Annotated in this window: 16 protein-coding genes; 13 read left to right on the top strand and 3 right to left on the bottom strand. The window is 67.6% G+C overall.

Annotation, left to right across the window (positions count from 1 at the left end; genetic code table 11):
• Nucleotides 1–61 precede the first annotated feature (61 nt).
• Genes VIP82_RS08110 through VIP82_RS08100 form a run of 3 tightly spaced genes read right to left on the bottom strand, consistent with a single transcriptional unit; the run spans nt 62 to nt 3,335 of the window.
• Nucleotides 62–1,018 (bottom strand): N-acetylglucosamine kinase, encoded by a 957-nt coding sequence (locus VIP82_RS08110; protein ID WP_331907450.1) that lies wholly within the window; start codon nt 1,016–1,018, stop codon nt 62–64.
• Nucleotides 1,015–2,436, bottom strand: a complete 1,422-nt coding sequence (locus tag VIP82_RS08105; RefSeq protein ID WP_331907448.1) for an aldehyde dehydrogenase (NADP(+)) — start codon at nt 2,434–2,436, stop codon at nt 1,015–1,017. Before VIP82_RS08105 ends, VIP82_RS08110 begins: the two co-directional genes overlap by 4 nt.
• The gene (locus tag VIP82_RS08100; protein WP_331907446.1) at nt 2,433–3,335 is read right to left on the bottom strand and encodes a 5-dehydro-4-deoxyglucarate dehydratase; all 903 of its coding nucleotides are present in this window, start codon (nt 3,333–3,335) and stop codon (nt 2,433–2,435) included. The genes VIP82_RS08105 and VIP82_RS08100 overlap by 4 nt, the downstream gene beginning before the upstream one ends.
• Before the next feature lie 264 nt (nt 3,336–3,599).
• On the opposite strand from VIP82_RS08100, the gene VIP82_RS08095 reads away from it, so the two are divergent.
• The 13 genes from VIP82_RS08095 to VIP82_RS08035 all read left to right on the top strand — a co-directional run bounded on the left by VIP82_RS08095 (nt 3,600) and on the right by VIP82_RS08035 (nt 17,470).
• Nucleotides 3,600–4,448, top strand: a complete 849-nt coding sequence (locus VIP82_RS08095) for a carbohydrate ABC transporter permease (RefSeq protein WP_331907444.1) — start codon at nt 3,600–3,602, stop codon at nt 4,446–4,448.
• Nucleotides 4,448–5,272: a carbohydrate ABC transporter permease gene (locus VIP82_RS08090; RefSeq protein WP_331907442.1), complete on the top strand. Its 825-nt coding sequence runs from the start codon at nt 4,448–4,450 to the stop codon at nt 5,270–5,272. Before VIP82_RS08095 ends, VIP82_RS08090 begins: the two co-directional genes overlap by 1 nt.
• Nucleotides 5,273–5,342: 70 nt before the next feature.
• Entirely contained in the window at nt 5,343–6,623 is a 1,281-nt protein-coding gene (locus VIP82_RS08085; protein WP_331907440.1) for an ABC transporter substrate-binding protein, read from the top strand.
• Between the two features lie 57 nt (nt 6,624–6,680).
• Entirely contained in the window at nt 6,681–7,694 is a 1,014-nt protein-coding gene (locus VIP82_RS08080; RefSeq protein ID WP_331907438.1) for a LacI family DNA-binding transcriptional regulator, read from the top strand.
• Nucleotides 7,691–7,954, top strand: coding sequence for a hypothetical protein (locus VIP82_RS08075; RefSeq protein WP_331907436.1), 264 nt, complete (start codon nt 7,691–7,693; stop codon nt 7,952–7,954). Before VIP82_RS08080 ends, VIP82_RS08075 begins: the two co-directional genes overlap by 4 nt.
• Nucleotides 7,951–9,177: an enolase C-terminal domain-like protein gene (locus VIP82_RS08070; RefSeq protein ID WP_331907434.1), complete on the top strand. Its 1,227-nt coding sequence runs from the start codon at nt 7,951–7,953 to the stop codon at nt 9,175–9,177. The genes VIP82_RS08075 and VIP82_RS08070 overlap by 4 nt, the downstream gene beginning before the upstream one ends.
• Complete coding sequence (locus VIP82_RS08065; RefSeq protein WP_331907432.1) at nt 9,177–10,169, top strand: hypothetical protein; 993 nt, start codon at nt 9,177–9,179, stop codon at nt 10,167–10,169. The genes VIP82_RS08070 and VIP82_RS08065 overlap by 1 nt, the downstream gene beginning before the upstream one ends.
• Nucleotides 10,166–11,371, top strand: coding sequence for a hypothetical protein (locus tag VIP82_RS08060; protein WP_331907430.1), 1,206 nt, complete (start codon nt 10,166–10,168; stop codon nt 11,369–11,371). Before VIP82_RS08065 ends, VIP82_RS08060 begins: the two co-directional genes overlap by 4 nt.
• A complete protein-coding gene (locus tag VIP82_RS08055) occupies nt 11,371–12,150 on the top strand; it encodes an NAD-dependent epimerase/dehydratase family protein (protein ID WP_331907428.1) in 780 nt (259 codons plus the stop codon). Before VIP82_RS08060 ends, VIP82_RS08055 begins: the two co-directional genes overlap by 1 nt.
• A gap of 272 nt (nt 12,151–12,422) precedes the next feature.
• Entirely contained in the window at nt 12,423–13,259 is an 837-nt protein-coding gene (locus tag VIP82_RS08050; RefSeq protein WP_331907426.1) for an alpha/beta hydrolase, read from the top strand.
• Complete coding sequence (locus VIP82_RS08045) at nt 13,256–14,398, top strand: M20 family metallopeptidase (protein WP_331907424.1); 1,143 nt, start codon at nt 13,256–13,258, stop codon at nt 14,396–14,398. Before VIP82_RS08050 ends, VIP82_RS08045 begins: the two co-directional genes overlap by 4 nt.
• Nucleotides 14,391–16,241 (top strand): S9 family peptidase, encoded by a 1,851-nt coding sequence (locus VIP82_RS08040; protein WP_331907422.1) that lies wholly within the window; start codon nt 14,391–14,393, stop codon nt 16,239–16,241. The genes VIP82_RS08045 and VIP82_RS08040 overlap by 8 nt, the downstream gene beginning before the upstream one ends.
• The gene (locus VIP82_RS08035) at nt 16,238–17,470 is read left to right on the top strand and encodes a flavin monoamine oxidase family protein (RefSeq protein ID WP_331907420.1); all 1,233 of its coding nucleotides are present in this window, start codon (nt 16,238–16,240) and stop codon (nt 17,468–17,470) included. The genes VIP82_RS08040 and VIP82_RS08035 overlap by 4 nt, the downstream gene beginning before the upstream one ends.
• Nucleotides 17,471–17,479 lie beyond the last annotated feature (9 nt).

The following is a 17,479-nucleotide window of genomic DNA, read 5'->3' as shown; positions in this document are numbered from 1 at the left end:
AGGACATGACACACCTCTTTGTGGAATCAGCTGGTGAATGGATGGGTGGACGGGGGTGGGCTCAGACCGACTGGCGGGTTCCTGCGCTGGCGCAGTCGGTGACTCGGTCGCGCAGCGGGTGGTCGGCGGGGAGTGCGGGCAGCGCCTGGACGCCATCCAGGCCAGAGCCCCGCGGCACGGCGACGACGACGTTCGGCCACGACGCTCGCAGCAGACGCTCGAACGGGTGCCGAATCATGTCGGCGCCGAAGATGCCACCGATGGCGGCAACCTCGGGTCCGTCGGGCCACGCCTCCGGTCCGCCCCGCACCCGGCGCAGCCCGGCGCCCACGGACACGGACAGTTCACGAGCCGCAGCACGACAGATCGTGGCGGCGGTGGAGTCGACCGTGGCGAGTTCGACGACCTGCTGGGCGAAGGACGCGATGACCCGAACCCGGTCCGGATCGCTCTGCAGCTCGATGTACGCGGTTTCAGGGTCGGGCCAGCGCTCGGCGAGCATTTCCAAGAGACGTGTCGGCGTCGCTCGGCCGTCGTACGCGCGCATCGCCGCTTCCAAGCCGGCCCGGCCGATCCAGTGCCCGCTGCCGGCGTCGCCCATGATGTTGCCCCAGCCGTCGACGCGGGCCACCGTGCGGGGACCGACGGCGAGGGTGACCACACCGGTCCCAGCGGCGATGACCGCGCCCGTGCCGGCGCCGAGCGCCCCGAGGTAGGACGTCACAGAGTCGTGGGCTATCACCACCCGCCCCACTCCGGCGGGCTCCAGGCGTGCCAGGAGCTCACGTCCTTCGCGGGCGTCGTCGGTAAGTCCGGACACTCCGGCGGCGACGGTGTCGATGGGGCGGTCCCACTGCTGGGCCGCGCGGTGAACCGCGTCGGCCAGCTGTTCGGCGAGCGGGCTGTGCGTGCGAACACCTGGGGTCGTCAGCTGGAAGACGTGGACGCCATCCCGCAGTCGCAGCTTGATGCCGGTCTGTCCGGCGTCGACGCACAGCGTGCCTGCGGGGGCGGTCACGACCGCACCTCACCAGCGGTGGCAGGCTCGAGCACTCCATCGACGCGTCGAGGGATCCCGAGCGGATTGTGCTCTTGGAGCGCAGGCGGGAGGAGCTCTTCTGGAGCACTCTGGTACGCAATCGGGCGCAGGAACCGCCGCACCGCGGTGGCGCCCACGGAGGTGAACTGCGATGTCGTCGCCGGCCATGGCCCGCCATGATGCTGAGACCAGGTCACGGCCACACCGGTCGGCCATCCGTCGAACAGCACACGCCCGGCCAGACGCTCCAACTTTGTCACGATGTCGCGGACGTCGTCAGCGGACTCTGCGTGGACGGTGGCGGTCAGGCTCGCCTCCATGCATTCCAGGGCGCCGGTCAGCGAGGTGTCGTCGTAGCGCACGAGCAGCGTGACCGCGCCGAACACCTCCGTGCGCAGGAGCAACGGGTTGGCGATGACAGTCGCCGTGTCGGCAGCGAGCACCAACGGGCCACCGCGGCCGCCGGCGATGAGGTCGACCCCGGGTGTGGCGAGCAGCTCGTCCACGCCGCGGTCGAAGGCAGCCCGGATGGCGGGGGTGAGCATCGGAGGGGCTGTGGCCTCGACGTCAATCGCGGTCTCGGTGTTGGAGTCTCGCGGCACGAAGACGACACCCGGCTTGGTGCAAAACTGGCCGGCACCCAGGCTCATCGACGCCACCAGTCCGTCGGCCAGCTCGGCCCCGCGCGCCTCATCGGCTGCGGGGAAGATCACGACCGGGTTGATGCTTCCCAGTTCGCCGTAGAAGGGGATGGGGTCTGGCCTTCCCACGGCAAGATCGAACAGGGCGCGGCCGCCGGCGGTCGAACCGGTGAAAGCCACCGCTGTTGTTGCCCGGTGCTGCACCAGCGCGGGACCGGAGTCGAAGCCTTCAACCGTCCCGAACACCCCCGAGGGTGCACCGGCGCCCTGCAGTGCCCGCTCGACGATCGCGGCGGTCCGGCGTGACAGTTCCGGGTGAGCCGGATGCGTCTTCACGACAACAGGGCAGCCGACCGCGAGGGCGGAGGCGGTGTCTCCTCCTGCTACCGAGAAGGCGAACGGGAAGTTCGACGCGGCGAAGACGGCCACAGGCCCCAGCGGCCGAAGCAACCGACGAAGGTCGGGCAGCGGTGGCGTCGCCTCGGGGCGGGCGTGGTCGATGACGGCCTCGATGTAGGAACCTTCGGTGACCACCTCCGCGAACAGTCGGAGCTGGCTGGTGGTGCGCGTTACTTCGCCGAACAGCCGAGTTTCCCCCAGCTGCGTTTCCTCATCCGCCAGCGTGACCAGATCCACCGCGTTCGCGTCCAAGGCGTCGGCGACCGTCCGCAGCCAGTCCGCACGCTCGCGGTCGCTCGCGGCCGCGGCCGCGGCCGTTGCGCCCGCAGCTTCCGTCATCGCGCTGTCGACGCTCATTGAACCAGGTCCTCTCCGGCGGCGAGGATCCGTTCGAGCTCGAGCTGGTCGGACGGCGACGGATCGGTGAGCGGTGGCCTGACGCCTCCGACATCCAGTCCTCGCGCACGAAGTCCGGCTTTGATGAGCGACACACCATATCCGGGGACACGGTCTCGCAACGTCACCAGCGGCTCGTAGAACCCGGCAAGGATTTGATCCACGCGGCCCTGATCTCCGTCTTGATACGCGTGGAAGAACGCTGTGGCGACCGCCGGTGCCATCGCGAACGCCGCTGACGAGTAGTGGGGCACGCCGATTGCCTGATACGCACGCTGGCTCAGTTCGGCTGTGAGCAGCCCGTTGAAGAAGAGCACGTCGTCGCGCCCAACCTGCTGCGCAGCCAGGGTGAACCGCTGCGTGGCGGCGATGTCGCCCACGCCGTCTTTCACTCCGATGACGCGAGGGTCGCCGAGCAGCTCCGCGATGGACTCGGGTGTGAACGCACCGAGTCCGCGGTGATAAACGATGACCGGAAGGTCCGTCGCGTCGGCAACTGAACGGATGTAGGCGACGAGCCCTGTCTGGGGTGCGGAGACGAGGTATGGCGGCAGCACCAGCAGCGCGTCTGCTCCCGCCGCCTGCGCCGCACGCGCCATGGCGCGCGCGTGGCCGAGCGGGCCGCCCGCACCGGCGACGACCGGAACGGAGCCGTCGACGACGTCGACCGTGGCGCGCACGACGGTGTCGTACTCCGACGTGTCCAGGGCATGGAACTCCCCCGTCCCGCACGCAGGAAAGACCGCTCCAGGCCTGAAAGAGAGCGCGTCGGACAGATGACGCTCGAGAACCGGCACGGCAACTTCGCCGGACGAATCGAAAGGTGTCACAGGAAAGAACAGCACTCCGTGCAGCTGCACAGGGAAGACCTCGTTTCGACATATACCGCCGCTCGGCGGCTATATTGGTGGATCGATTCACAGCGCTGCGGAATTTCACTTGCGCGATCCCGGGCGGCTGTGTATAGAGTGTCTTGTGAATCGATCCACGTGTCAAGCGGATCGCAGACGGAAGTAGACAAAGTGGTCTGGATGACTAGCGAGGCGCCCCCCGCCGAACTCCCGAGCGCACCCCCTCGTTCCAGGGACGCGACCTCTCGTCGCGCGCGTCGCGCGGGGGTCAGCGTGCCGTGGTGGTTCGTGGTTCCGGCACTGGCTATCTACCTGTTCATCGTCGTGGTGCCGAGTTTCCGAGGCGGGTTCTTCTCCTTCACCGACTGGAACGGTCTCGGCGACGACTGGAGCTTCGTCGGGTTCGAGAACTTCGCCGACGTGTTCACCGACCGCGCCGCGCAGGCCGCGCTCATCAACACCATCATCCTGGCGGTGGTGGCCACCGTCGTGCAGAACGCCATCGGACTCGCGCTCGCGCTCGGCGTGAACACGATGGTCAAGTCGCGCTACGTGCTGCGCGTCATCTTCTTCGCCCCGGTCGTTCTTACGCCTCTGGTCGCCGGGTACGTGTGGAGCTACCTGCTCTCACCCAGCGGCGCCGTCAACGAAGCGTTGCGCGCGGTCGGGCTGGGGGCCCTCGCCCAAGACTGGCTCGGCGACCCGCGGTTCGCGCTGGGCTCCATCATCGTGGCCATCGTCTGGCAGTTCTCCGGGTACTCGATGGTGATCTTCCTCGCCGGGCTTCAGGCCATCCCGGACGAGATCATGGAGGCCGCAGTCATCGACGGGGCAGGGCCCTGGCGGCGCTTCCGCAGCGTGATCTTTCCTCTGCTCAACGGCGCCATCGTCATCAACGTGATGCTGTCCCTCATCGGCGGTCTCAAGCAGTTCGACCAGGTGGTCGCAATGACCGGCGGCGGGCCGGGGACTGCCACGGAGACCATCTCCACACTCATCTACAAGAACGCGTTCGCCTTCGGTGAGTATCCGTTCTCGACAGCGCTGGCTGTGGTGATGACCGTGCTCATTGCGGGGCTGGCTGCCGTCCAGTACCGGCTCACGCTGAGGAAGGCCAACTGATGTACCGTCGCTACACGGCCACGACCCTGGTGCGCGAAGTCGCGCTGATTCTGGCTGCCATCATCTTCGCCATCCCGCTGGTCGCGCTGGTGAACGTCTCCCTCAAGCCGATGAACAGCGGTACCGGCGCCCTTTCCTTCGCCTGGCCGCCGACCTTGGATAACTACGTCCAGGCGTGGAATCAGGCCGCCCTCGGCAGTGCGCTGGCCAACAGCACCTTCATCGCGGTCATCAGCGTCGCCCTGATCGTCGTTGTGTCGGCGCTTGCTGCGTACCCGCTGGCGCGAGTGACACGGTCGTGGTCGCGATTGACGTTCTACCTCTTCATCGGCGGTCTCATCGTCCCGGCGCAGCTGGCGCTGCTGCCGCTGTACACGACGCTGCGTGACCTCGGGCTCATCGGGTCGCTCTGGGCGGTCATCCTGATCAACGTCGGCACCGGCATGCCCTTCTCCATCTTCCTATACACGACGTTCCTGCGAGAGCTGCCGATGGACTACGAGGAGGCGGCGCTTCTGGACGGCTGCGGGCCGACCCGCGCATTCGTCAGCGTCGTGTTCCCGTTGGTTCGTCCCGTCACAGGGACTGTCATCATCTTGAACCTGGTGGGTATCTGGAACGAGTTCTTCGTGCCGCTGCTGTACCTGTCCGGAAGCGGCAACACCACCGCTCCCGTGGCCATTTACAGCTTCGTCAGCCAGTACGTCACCGTGTGGCCCCTGATCTTCGCGGGGCTGGTCATAACCGTCATCCCGATCCTTGTCGTCTACTTCTCGCTGCAGAAGTACGTCATCAAGGGTTTTGCGGGAGGGCTCAAGGGATAGTGTCCCGACACCTTCCCAGCGGCGCGCATCACATGCACCCGGGCACCTGCCCACTTCCAAAGGAGGAAAGATGAGTTCTACAACGGCACAGCGGCGCACTGTTGCGCTAGCTTCGGCCGCAGTCGTTGCGCTGGCGCTGGCTGGCTGCTCGACCAACACCACCACTGGAGCGGAGGGAGGGGGCAAGGTGCTCACCTTCACTGCGGCCGGTGAGGCGCCTGCGCAGGCTGTCATCGATGCGTTCGAGGAAGCCAACCCCGGCGTCACGGTGAAGGCGACGTTCGCCAACGACGACGCGGCCTACCAGCAGACGCTGCGCACGCAGTTGTCCGCGGGCACGGCGCCTGACGTGTTCCGGATCTGGCCTGGTGGGGGCAACGCCACCGCGGTGCGCACCCTCGGAGACGACGACCTGCTGATGTCGCTGGAAGACGAGTCGTGGGCGGGCGAGCTCAGCGACTCGCAGCGTTCGGTATCGGTCAACAGCGACGGCACCCTGGTGGGCATTCCGGTTACGGTCGTCGGAATCGGCGCGGTGTGGAACGACCAGGCGCTCGAGGAGGCGGGGCTCACACCTCCGAGCACGTGGAGCGAGGTCCTCGAGTTCTGCACCGCGGCGAAGGAGAAGGGTAAGGTCGCCTTCGCGCTCGGCCTGAAGTCGGCGTGGACCACGCAGCTCGTGCCGTATGCGCTCACTTCCACGCTGGTCTACGGTCCGGACGCTGACTTCACCGAGCAGCAGCTGGACGGTTCGGCCACCTTCGTGGACTCGGAGTGGCAGACCGCCATGGACCAGTACGCCGAGATGCGTGACGGTGGCTGCTTCAACGACAACCCCAACGGTGTGGGCTACGACGAGCAGATGACGAGCCTGGGCGAGGGCACCGCGCTGGGTGCCATCCAGGTCACCTCTGCCGCCGCGAACGCGGCGCAGTACGCCGCGGAGGGAACGACGTTCTCGATGAAGCCGGTGCCCGCGACCGACGACCCGGCTGACACCTACCTGCCGGTGTCCGTCGGTATCGAGTACGCGATCAACGCCGACGCCAAGGAGCCGGAGCTGGCGAAGAAGTTCGTCGAGTTCCTCGCCTCCAGCGAGGGCCAGGCGATCTACGCCACCGAGTCCGGCGCAGCGCCGGCGCTGCCGTCGGAGGACTTCGAGACGGGCCCGGTGCTCGCGGCGGTCGCGGAGTACCAGGCCGATGGGCGCGACCGTCCCTTCCCGGACGTGTTCTGGCCGAACCCGAAGGTGCAGAGCGAGCACCTGACTTCGATCCAGGAGCTGTTCAACGGCACCATCAGCACCACCGAGGTGCTCGAGCGCATGGACGCGGCGTTCGCCGAGGGATGACCATCATCGGGGCAGGCCGGCTCGCGGGCCGGCCTGCCCACCCCATCAGGAGACATCATGACCCCCGAGATCACCCGACAGACCGTGACGGTGAGCGACGTCGCCAAGCACGCCGGTGTGTCCCGAGCCACAGTCTCCTACGCCCTCACTCAGCCCACCCGGCTCTCCGATGAGATGCTCGCTCGAGTGCAGGCGTCCATCGCCGAACTGGGCTACGTTCGCAACGACGCGGCTCGGCGACTTCGCGTCGGCCGCAGCCAGGCGCTGGGTCTTGTTGTCGCCAACAGCCGCAACCCCGTCTTCGCAGAACTGGCTTCTGGCGCTGAGGAGGAAGCGGCCCGACACGGCATGTTCATTCTGCTCGCCAACGCCGACGACAACGCGGAGCGTGAACGGCAGTACGTGCGATTCTTCGAATCTCAGCAGGTCAACGGCGTCCTCATCGCACCCGTCGGCTCAGTACCCGAGGAACTGGTCGAACTCCGCCAGAAGGGGACTCCCTTTGTCGTGCTGGGCAAGCCGCAGGCCGAGATGGTGTACCCCTCCATCAGCGGTGATGGACGCCGCGGCGGACGACTGGCGACCGAGCACCTCATCGCCCAGGGACGCCGTCGGCTGCTGTTCGTCGGGGGCCCTCACCCGCAGGTCGCCGACCGCCGCGACGGAGCGCGGGACGCCATCGCATCCGCGCCCCAGCCGGTTCAGCTGGAGACCATCTCGGTACCGCTGCAGACGGTCCGGGCGGGTGAGGAGATCGGCGAGCAGCTGCTCCAGCGCGGACAGCTGCCGGACGGCATCTTCGCCGGGAACGACCTGCTCGCGCTCGGCCTCATGCACAAGCTGATCGCCGCAGGAGTCCGCATCCCCGAGCAGGTCTCCCTTGTCGGCTACGACGACATAGAGTTCGCCGAGTACGCCATCGTCCCGCTGACCAGCATCCGTCACGCCGGCAACAAGATGGGCGCTGCCGCCGTCCGGCAGGTGCTCAACCTCGACCCCGTCGGCGACTCAGCCGCCGAGTTGTACGCCCCGCAGCTGATGGTGCGTGCCACGTCCCTTCACGAGGGATGACCCGAGTGCACACCGCCTCGCCGGACGCGCTCGAGGCCGCCACCCTCGGCGCGGTAGACATCGAGCGACGCGACGACCTCCACCCGAACCCGGACGGACACGACCTGATGGCTGCGCGGTTCACCGACCTCGCCCACAACCCCGACCACCCGCTGGGGCGGACCTTCACGTCCGTTCTGACGGGAACTTCCGTCCGGGAGGGGGAGGGGGCGCGCCGCCTTCCTGCCCCTCCCGGGCTCGACACGGTGGTGTCGCGATGAGCCGCATCACCGCAGTGGAAGTCATTCCGCTGGCGTTCTCGGATCCTCCCCTCCTGAATACGTGGGGCGTGCATGAACCGCTGGCGCTGCGCAGCCTCGTGGTGCTCACCACCGAAGACGGGACGACCGGCCTCGGCGAAGCGGGCGGAGATCTGACACTGCTCAACCGGCTTCGAGCCATCGCTCCGCACCTCATTGGCACGCGGGTGGATTCTCCGGAGGACATCACCGAAGTGGTGCTGTCTGTGCTCGGCCCCGACACGCCGCTCGTAGAGCGCAACATCGCGCGGTCACCGTTCGACGTTGCTGCGATTGACGCCTGGGCCCGTCTGGAAGGGGTCCGGGTCGTGGACCTGTTGGGCGGAGCGGTACGGGAACGCGTTGACTACGCCGGCTACCTCTTTTACAAGTGGCCGGGCCACCCGGGTGGCGCCACCGACGATTGGGGCGGCGTCCTCAGCGCGGACGACGTCGTCAAGCTCGCGCGCACCATGGTGAACGAGTACGGGTTCGGGTCCCTCAAGCTCAAGGCGGGCGTCTTCGCGCCTGAACAGGAGGTCGCCGCGATCCAGGCGCTGCAGGCGGCGTTCCCGGACGTGCCCTTGCGCATCGATCCGAACGGCGCGTGGACCGAACCCACCGCCCTCCGGGCGGCGGCCGCGCTCGAAGGCGTCCTCGACTACCTGGAGGATCCGGTGCTGTCGATCCCGGCGATGGCGCGCGTGCGCGCGTCGACCTCTCTGCCGCTGGCCAGCAACATGATCGTCAACACGCTGGAAGACCTCGACGAAGTCGTCGCCGCGACGGCGTTGGACATCGTCCTGGCCGATCACCACTACTGGGGTGGTCTGTCCAGCGCACTGGACCTTGCCCGCGAGTGCGCCGCGGCTGGGCTGGGCGTATCCATGCACTCTAACTCCCACCTGGGGGTGTCTTTGGCTGCGATGACACACGTGGCCGCCGCATCCGAGGCCCTCACTTACGCCAGCGACACCCACTATCCGTGGAACGTGCGTGATGACATCGTCCACGACGGCACGTTCTCATTCCGGGACGGTGCTCTCGCCGTGCCCGACGGACCCGGCCTGGGCGTCGAGCTGCGCCGCGACGCCGTGGAACGGCTGCATCGCGCCTACGTCGAGTCCGGACGAACGGTCCGTGATGACACCGGGTACATGCGGTCGGTCGACCCCGGCTACGACGCAGGACTGCCGCGATTCTGATGCGCGTCACCTTCAGCCTGTTCCCGTGGGACATCGACGGGGATCCCGCCGCCGCAGCCTGGCTCGCCGGCCGTGGCGTTGATCAGGTCGCCCTCGCCGCCACCTACCACGCCACTCGAGCGGCCACTCCCCGGCATCCCGCCCACCGGATCGTCCACGTCGACCAGTCAGCCAGCTACCTCGAGGACCCCGGGCCGCTTCCCCGGGGGGATGCCTCGTACGAACGCGCTCGGGACGGCCTCACTCGGGCAGGTGTGCGGGTATCCGCCTGGGTCGTGCTCGGCCACGTCGAGGGCGCTCGACCTGACATCCCGCGCGTCGTGGATGCGTTCGGGACGGTCTCCCGCCATGCGATCTGTCTCCGGTCTCCCGAAGCACTCGACTTTGCCGTTGCGACCCTGCAGAGCGTGGCGCGGGCAGGCTCGGACCGGGTGGTCGTCGAAGGCGCATCCTGGTCGAATCTCGGTCACGCCTCCCTGCACGACAAGACCACGGCAGCCAACCTGGACGTAGAGGCGCTGTCATGGTGCCTCTGCCCGCGGTGCGCGACGGCCGCCGACGCGGACCCTGCACAAGTCCGGGCGGCACTTCGATGCCACGCAACCATCCCGGCTGACACCGCCGATCGTGTGCGGAGCGCGCGCAGCGATGCGGCGAACAGTTTCAGGTCGCGGGTGCTGCAGGAAGCGACGGCATCCGGCATCAGCGACGTGCTGTTCCATCCCGACCCCGACCAGCTCGCACCCCTCGGCCACACCCTCGCAGACGCGTGGCAGAACACCGCGTCCGCCGTCGCCCAGTTGCGCGACGCCGCCGCGCACGGCGCATACGTCACCATCCTCAACGACCCGGCACCCACCGCCACCGAGCTCACCGATGCGTGGGCGGCACTTCAGGCGGCGGGCGCCAACGAACTTCTCGTGTACCACGCGGGCCTCGCCTCGACTTCTCGACTCGACGCGGCGCTGACCGCAGTGAAAGGAATCTCATGACCGTCCCCCACGAAGTCTGCCTGTGGGTCACCCCCAAGATCTTCGACGATCTGCGCGAACCCAGCACCGGCGTCGCAGCGTTCTTCGACCACCATGCGGACTGGATCGACGGAAACGACCTGACGATCGTCTTCTGTGCCGGCAACGGCGACCACGTGTTGGACTGGCGGGGACCGGACGGGCTGGACGACGCCTTCGACTGGGCACGGTACAACGCGTACGCATGGGACCCCGATACGGGGCAGACCTTCGAGACGGCGATACGCAACCACAACGCCAACTGGCTGGACCGGGTGCGCGAGGGTGGTGAGCGATCCGCGAACCCGTACTCGGCGGGACCGATGATGGTGCTGTCCGAACAGCTGATGGACTACCGCTCGCTCGCTCACATCTACGCGACCATTCGTGAGGAAGCCGCCCGACGCGGTGTGCAACTGCGACTGCTGGAATACCTCGAGCCCGGCCCCGAGTTCTGCCGCAGCGAATGGAAGACCGTCCGGCACCCGGAGGTAGCAGCCGCTCGCGCCGACGCTGGCGGTCACGAAATTCCCGGGCTCATCGACGTCACCCTCCCGCTCAACGCCGACTCCCGGGCTTACGCCGGTTGGCCCGCAGGCATCCCGGTGGGCACCCTCGCCGGCGAGTTCGTCGCGCGCCAGACGGCAGCGTTCGTTTCCGACTTCGAACTGGACGGAGTGCTCCTCGGCAATCAGTTCGGGCTGCTGGGTTTCTGGAATCCGAAGAACGCGCCGGAGCTGACCGCGGAACGGCAGGAGGGGATCCGTGCGTTCTTCCTCGGGTTGCGTGCAGCGATGGGCGACCGCCAGATCTACTGGATGGACAGCTATTGGCGCGCGGAGGTCGAACGCGATGTGTGGGGCATGACCGACGAGTGCTATGACGCGCTGGACGCGATCGTCGTCTCCACCTTCGCTGTCCTCGTGGAGCGGACCGAGATCATCCCGAACCTGCAGAGCAAGGCCCGGATGCGTGCGCGCACGCTCTACGCGGTCGACTTCGTAGACCCCTGGTACGCGTACCGCACCCACCTGGACGACATCCGCAGCTACCAATATCAGCGCGAAGTGCTGCGCTCACACCGCCACCTCACCGACGGGGTGACCTTCTTCGCCAACGACACCTTCGGCCAGTTCGTCCCGCGTGAGCGCCTCGACGAAACCCGCCGGCTCCTCACCGCCTGATGGCGATCGTCGTCGTCACCGGCGCAGCCGGCGTCATGGGACGGGCCGTCACCCCTCTGCTCGCCGGCCGCCACCGGCTGCGGCTGGTGGACCTTGAGCTGCCCGACCACGCCGACGGCACGTGGACCCGATGCTCGGTCACCGATGCGGAGTCCTTCGCCGCGGTGCTGGAAGGGGCGGACGCGCTGGTGCACCTGGCGGGGATCTCCACCGAAGCGCCATGGGACGACCTTCTCCAGGTGAACATCGACGGGACGAAGCGGGTCCTGGAAGCCGCCCACCACGCGGGGGTCCGGCGCGTGCTGCTCGCGAGCTCCATCCATGCCGGCGGCTACTTGACCGGTACCACCGCCGACGTGCGTGCGTCTCGTCCCGACTCGTATTACGGGGTCAGCAAGGTGGCGATGGAGGCGCTGGGAAGTCTGTTCGCTGATCGGTATGGGATGTGTGTCGTCTCGGCACGCATCTGCACGTTCGGGCGCGAGCCGTCCGCCGGCCGGACGGTCGCCACGTGGCTGTCGGTCGCCGACACGGTTCGTCTTATCGAGGCTGTGGTCGCGCTTGACACGCCAGGGCATCACCTCGTGTGGGGAGTCTCAGCCAACAGCCCCGGCTGGTTCCCGCTCGAAGCCGGAAAGTGCATCGGCTATCAGCCTGAAGACGACGCCGTCCAACGACTCGCTGAGATCCACGGCGGGATGCTGGAGCCGCCCGACCCCCGGTCACCCCTCGGCGGGCCATTCCTTGACCTGCCGCTCGGCGGGGTGCCCAGCCGCTGACGGTCGAGGCCGACGGACGAGGACCCGCCGACGGCCCGCGCTGGGGACGCCGCCCAAAATTCCAGGCGCACAGCGCGTCAGCACGCAGGTCGAGCTCTTCTCGGACCGCGTGGATTTCCTGCGCCACCCGCGGCGAGGGTGCTCAACGGACGCGAATGGCTGCGGGAGGTACAAAGCCGAGGCAGTCATTGCTATAGTCAATGCCACTGACTTCAAATGAGGGCGCAACCATGGGTTCAGCTATGCACACCCGGCGGATCGACTGCTCTGGCGTGTCAATCGCCGTGTCGGTGTCTGGGGCGGGAGCGCCCGTGCTGCTGCTGCACGGGTACCCGCAAACCAAGGCGATGTGGGAGCGGGTCGCCGCAGCGCTTGCTGGGCGGTACACCGTCGTCTCGGCTGACCTGCGCGGCTACGGCGAATCGGACCGTCCCGCGGGCGACGTGTACTCCAAGCGCGAGATGGCCACCGACCAGGTGGCCGTGATGCGGGAACTGGGCTACGACCGATTCTTCGTCGCGGGGCATGATCGGGGAGGCCGGGTGGCGCACCGAATGGCGGTGGATCACCCCGACGCTGTCGCCGGTATCGCCGTGTTGGACATCGTGCCCACCCTGCACATGTTCGAGAACGTCGATCGCACAATGGCCACGAGCTACTTCCACTGGTTCTTCCTTTCGCGCCCCGGCGGGCTTCCGGAAGACCTCATCACAGCCGCGCCACGCGCGTGGCTCGAGAGCAGATTCGCGGGCCGGAACCCGGGGACTGACGGGTTCGTTCCCGACGCGTTCGCCGAGTACCTCCGCTGCTTCGACGACGAGTGCATCAGGGCTTCCTGCGCCGACTACCGCGCCGCCGCCACGGTGGATCTGGAGCACGACCGTGAGGACCAGGAGTGCGGTCGCGTCATTTCCGCTCCGTTGCTCGCACTGTGGGGGCAGCACAGCTACGTCGGCCGGAACTTCGACGTCACCGACATATGGCGCTCATACGCCACTACCGTCTCCGGGCGCCACGTCGACGCTGAGCACTATCTCGCCGAAGAGGCACCCGAAGCCACGGCCGCCGCGCTGGCGGAGTTTCTGACCAGGGAAGACGTCGTATGGTGACTGACAGAACACGTGTGCTGGAGCGGTTGGAGGCGTTGGTCTCCATCGAAACGCCCTCAGGGTACGCACCCGGCATCGCAGCCGCGCAGGGACTGGTGTCCGCTTGGCTTCAACCGCTGATCGGACCACCGCGCCGTGAGACGGTCAGCGGTGTCACACACCTCTCGTGGGCCGGCGGGACGCAGCCCGATGTGCTGTTGCTTGGACACATCGACACCGTGTTTCCCGTCGGAACGACCGCGCAGCGGCCGTTCCGCTGCGGGGATGACCGGGTGACCGGCCCGGGGGTGTTCGACATGAAGGCTGGGATCGTGATCATGGCCGAGGCGCTCGCCCAGGCTCGCCACCCGGAGCGAGTCGCGGTGCTGCTGACCAGCGACGAGGAAGTGGGCTCACTGACCTCACGCGCTCTCATCGAACGTGAAGCCGTGCGTGCCGGCGCCGTGCTCGTTCTCGAGCCCAGTCTGGGTGGCGCGGTCAAGGTGGCCCGACGAGGCGGCAGCATCTACCGACTGGATGTTCACGGCCGCGCTGCTCACGCAGGTCTAGACCCCGCCGAGGGCCGCAACGCGCTGGTGGAACTCGCGCACCAGGTGCTGGGTGTGGCGTCATTCGCTGACGAACAGCAGGGAACGACCGTGAGCCCAACGGTCGCGCACGCGGGCACCGCGACGAACGTGATCCCCGACGCCGCGCACCTGAAGATAGATGTGAGAGCGTGGACGGTCGCCGAACTTGAACGAGTTCACGCCCACATGCACGCCTTGCCCGCGCACACCCCGGATGTCGAGGTCCGGGTGACCGGCGGTATCAACCGTCCGCCGATGGAGGACCGCTGCTCGCGGGAGCTGCTGGACATCGCCCGTGCGGTGGGCGGACGGCTGGGTCACACCGACCTTCAGGCTGTCTCGGCGGGGGGAGCCTCCGACGGCAATTTCACAGCCGCGCTCGGAGCGCGGACGTTGGACGGCCTCGGCCCCGATGGTTCGGGCGCGCACGGCGTCGACGAATGGGTATCGGTCCCATCTCTGCTGGAGCGGGTCGAACTTGTCACTGGACTGTTGAACGAGTTGACGCGGGCCCCGCTCTCGCCAGCTCAAGGTGGCCTCTTTTCAGCGGCTGCGACCGGCGATGAGTGAGTCGTGGCGGCAGCGGTTCGCCACCCCATTGCGCTACTCGGTCAAGCGCGCGGCGGGGGACCTGAACCAGGCGCTGGTCGTGACCATCGGCCCGAATGGTCCCTACCTTGAGCGCTGGAGGGAGGGGACCGACAGCCTGACGGCTATCCATCCGATCGATGGCGACCTTTTGGCCGGGGTGCCTGCGCCGGACGGTGAGGGTGTCATCCGGCTCCGCGACGGCGGCGGTACCGAACTGGGCCACGCCTGGCTCGCGTCCTTCATTGACCGGAGCGACCGCGACCTTACGCCGGACCTGCCCCCCTACTCGCTGCGGGGCATCGACGTGTCCGCGAGCGCTCACACGTGTCTGTTGACCGCCGTTCACTCCGGTGGGTTCGACCTGTGGCTCGTCCAACTCGATGAGTCGGAACCTCCCAGACGGCTCTACCGCAGCGAAGTCGAAGCCTGGAACGGCAAGTTGTCGACCGACGGGTCTGTGGCGACGGTCGACTCGACGAGCCACCTTCCCGATCGACGGCGGTTCGGTGTGACTGCGCTGCAGACGAGCACCGGGGAAGTCATCGGGACGCTCTTCGATGCCCCCGACGGTACTGCCCGTGCGGTCACGTTCTCGCCTCTACCCGGTGACAACCGTCTCCTCGTCGTCAGTGAGCGCAGCGGATTCGCTCGGCCGGCCATCTGGACGCCGGCGACCGGCGCTCGCACCGAATATGCCATGCCCGACTTCGTCGGTGACGTCCACCCGTTGGATTGGTCGCCCGACGCCAAGCGGATTCTCGTGGCGCACGTCGACGGGGGTGTGCACGTCTTGTACGAGGTCAGCGCTGACACGGGCAAGGTAACCCGCGTGCCACACCCTCAGGGGGCGGTGTTTCAGCCGAGCATCGTCACCGGCCAACTGTACGTCTATGCGTCCCATTACGCCGCGGACGGCACGGTCAGGATCACGCGCCAGGCCTATCACGAGCCTCTCCAGGTGCTGTCCTGGACAGGGCCAGAGCAGCTGTCGCCGCAGCCGTTGCTTCCGCCCCATGACACACCCGCGGGCGCACGATTCACGTCCTGGCAAGTGCGAGCATCGGATGGGATGTCCAGTCAGCTTTGGCTCGGCACGCCCGCGGGCGGCGGGCCATGGCCGACCGTGCTTGAACTGCACGGCGGTCCTACTTTCGTCACCACGGACCACTTCGACCCCGTCGCGCAGGCCTGGATCGACGAGGGCTTCGCGTTCGCATCGCTCAACTACCGCGGATCAGTCACGTTCGGTCGAGAATTCCGGGAGTCGTTCGTCGGCCGACTCGGAGTGGGCGAGATCGAGGACGTGCGGTCGGCGGCCGAGTTCCTGGTCGCCTCCGGACATGCCGCACCGGGTGAGGTGTTCATCACCGGAGAGTCGTACGGGGGCTATTTGACGTTGCTTGCGCTGGGAAAGCTTCCGGACCTGTTCGCGGGTGGCTGGGCCCACGTCGCGATGGCGGACTGGGCATTGGCTTATCCCGACATGAGCCCCGCGCTGCAGCGGGCCATTCGGTGGTTCCTGGGAGGCACTCCTGATGAAGCCGCCGATGCGTACACCCACGCGTCCGCTCTGAGCTACGTGGACGATGTCCGCTCCCCGGTATGGATCCGAAACGGCCGAAACGACACCCGGACCCCGCCGCGTCAGATCGAGGCGTACGTCGCGGCGCTAAGAGAAGCTGGCGGCGACGTCTCACTGGAGTGGTTCGACGGTGGTCACCAAACGGTGACGGTGGACGAGCTCGTGAGGGATCAGCAGGTGATGCTCGAGCTGGCGCGGCGGGCGTTGCGGGGCGAGCCGTGGACTGGAGTACGAGGATGAGCGGCAAGACCCTCCACCGCGACGTCGCGGTCGTCGGGGCGGGCCTGGCGGGACTGACCGCGGCGCGCGACCTGCATGCGGCCGGCGTTGTCGTCGCGCTGTTGGAGGCTGGCGACCGTATCGGTGGACGCGCCTATCAGCGGCCGTTCAACGATACCGCCACAGACGTCGAGTTCGGCGGCACATGGGTGCTGCCCGAGCATCAGCACATCCTCGCGGAGATGTCCCGTTACGGGTTGCGTCTGGAGGAGACACCGAAACCCGACCGCTACATCGTGAGGACGGCAGAAGCTGTCCTCGGGTCGCCTGCTGTCCCCTCGGAGTCCATCGAAGAACTCACGGCGGCGCTGTCGGCCAGCGAGGGCTGGGACGACTCCGTCAGCCTCGACGAGTGGCTCGCGCGTCGCGGTGTGGGATCCGCAGCGAGAGCCTGGATGGACATCTTCTGCCGCTACCTCAACGGCTGCAGGATGGATGAGGCAGCCGCGACCACGTTCCGCGGCGCCACTGGAGCACTCCTTGCGGACCTCGACCACTACAACCTGACCATCCAAGGCGGCACCGGCCAGCTGGTGTCATCCCTCCACTCCGACGGGCCCGGCGCGCAGACCGGAAGAGCCGTCCGCGCCATTGTCCCCTCCCGGCGAGGCTTCACCGTGAACGCCGACGGCGGGCCGTCGGTCGATGCGGCCGCCGTCGTCATGGCGACACCCGTCAACACCTGGCCGCACATCTCCCTGCCCGCGGGCGTGACGGCTGCTACACGGCCCCTCGGCACTCATCCGGGCGCATCGGTGAAACTGTGGCTTGAGGTCGAGGGTGTCGACGGCACAGTGCGGGCAAGTGATGCAACGGGGCCGTTCGCATACGTGCGCACGTACCGGAAGCTCGGAGGCGATCGCTCCCTGCTGGTGGCCTTCGGCACCGCAAGCGACCTCGGCCGTGCCGATCTCACCCCACGGGCGATTGAGCGTGAGCTGCGACAATTGCTCCCGGAGGTGCGGGTCCGGGCGGTGGACACGCACGATTGGAACAACGACCCGTTGTTCCGTGGCGCCTGGCTGGCGAAGCCTCCCGGGTTCGATCGGCGCGCGACTGCCGTGCGCGAGATCGACGGCCGCTTCATCTTCGCGGGCGCGGATATCTCCAGGCACCACGCCGCCACGCTCGACGGGGCGATCGCGTCTGGCCAGGAGGCTGCCAGTGAGGTCCTGAATTACCTTGCGTAGAGGGTCCTT

This window comes from Microbacterium sp., from assembly GCF_036566905.1.
Lineage (GTDB): Bacteria > Actinomycetota > Actinomycetes > Actinomycetales > Microbacteriaceae > Microbacterium.
This window is presented reverse-complemented; position numbering and strand designations above follow the sequence as displayed.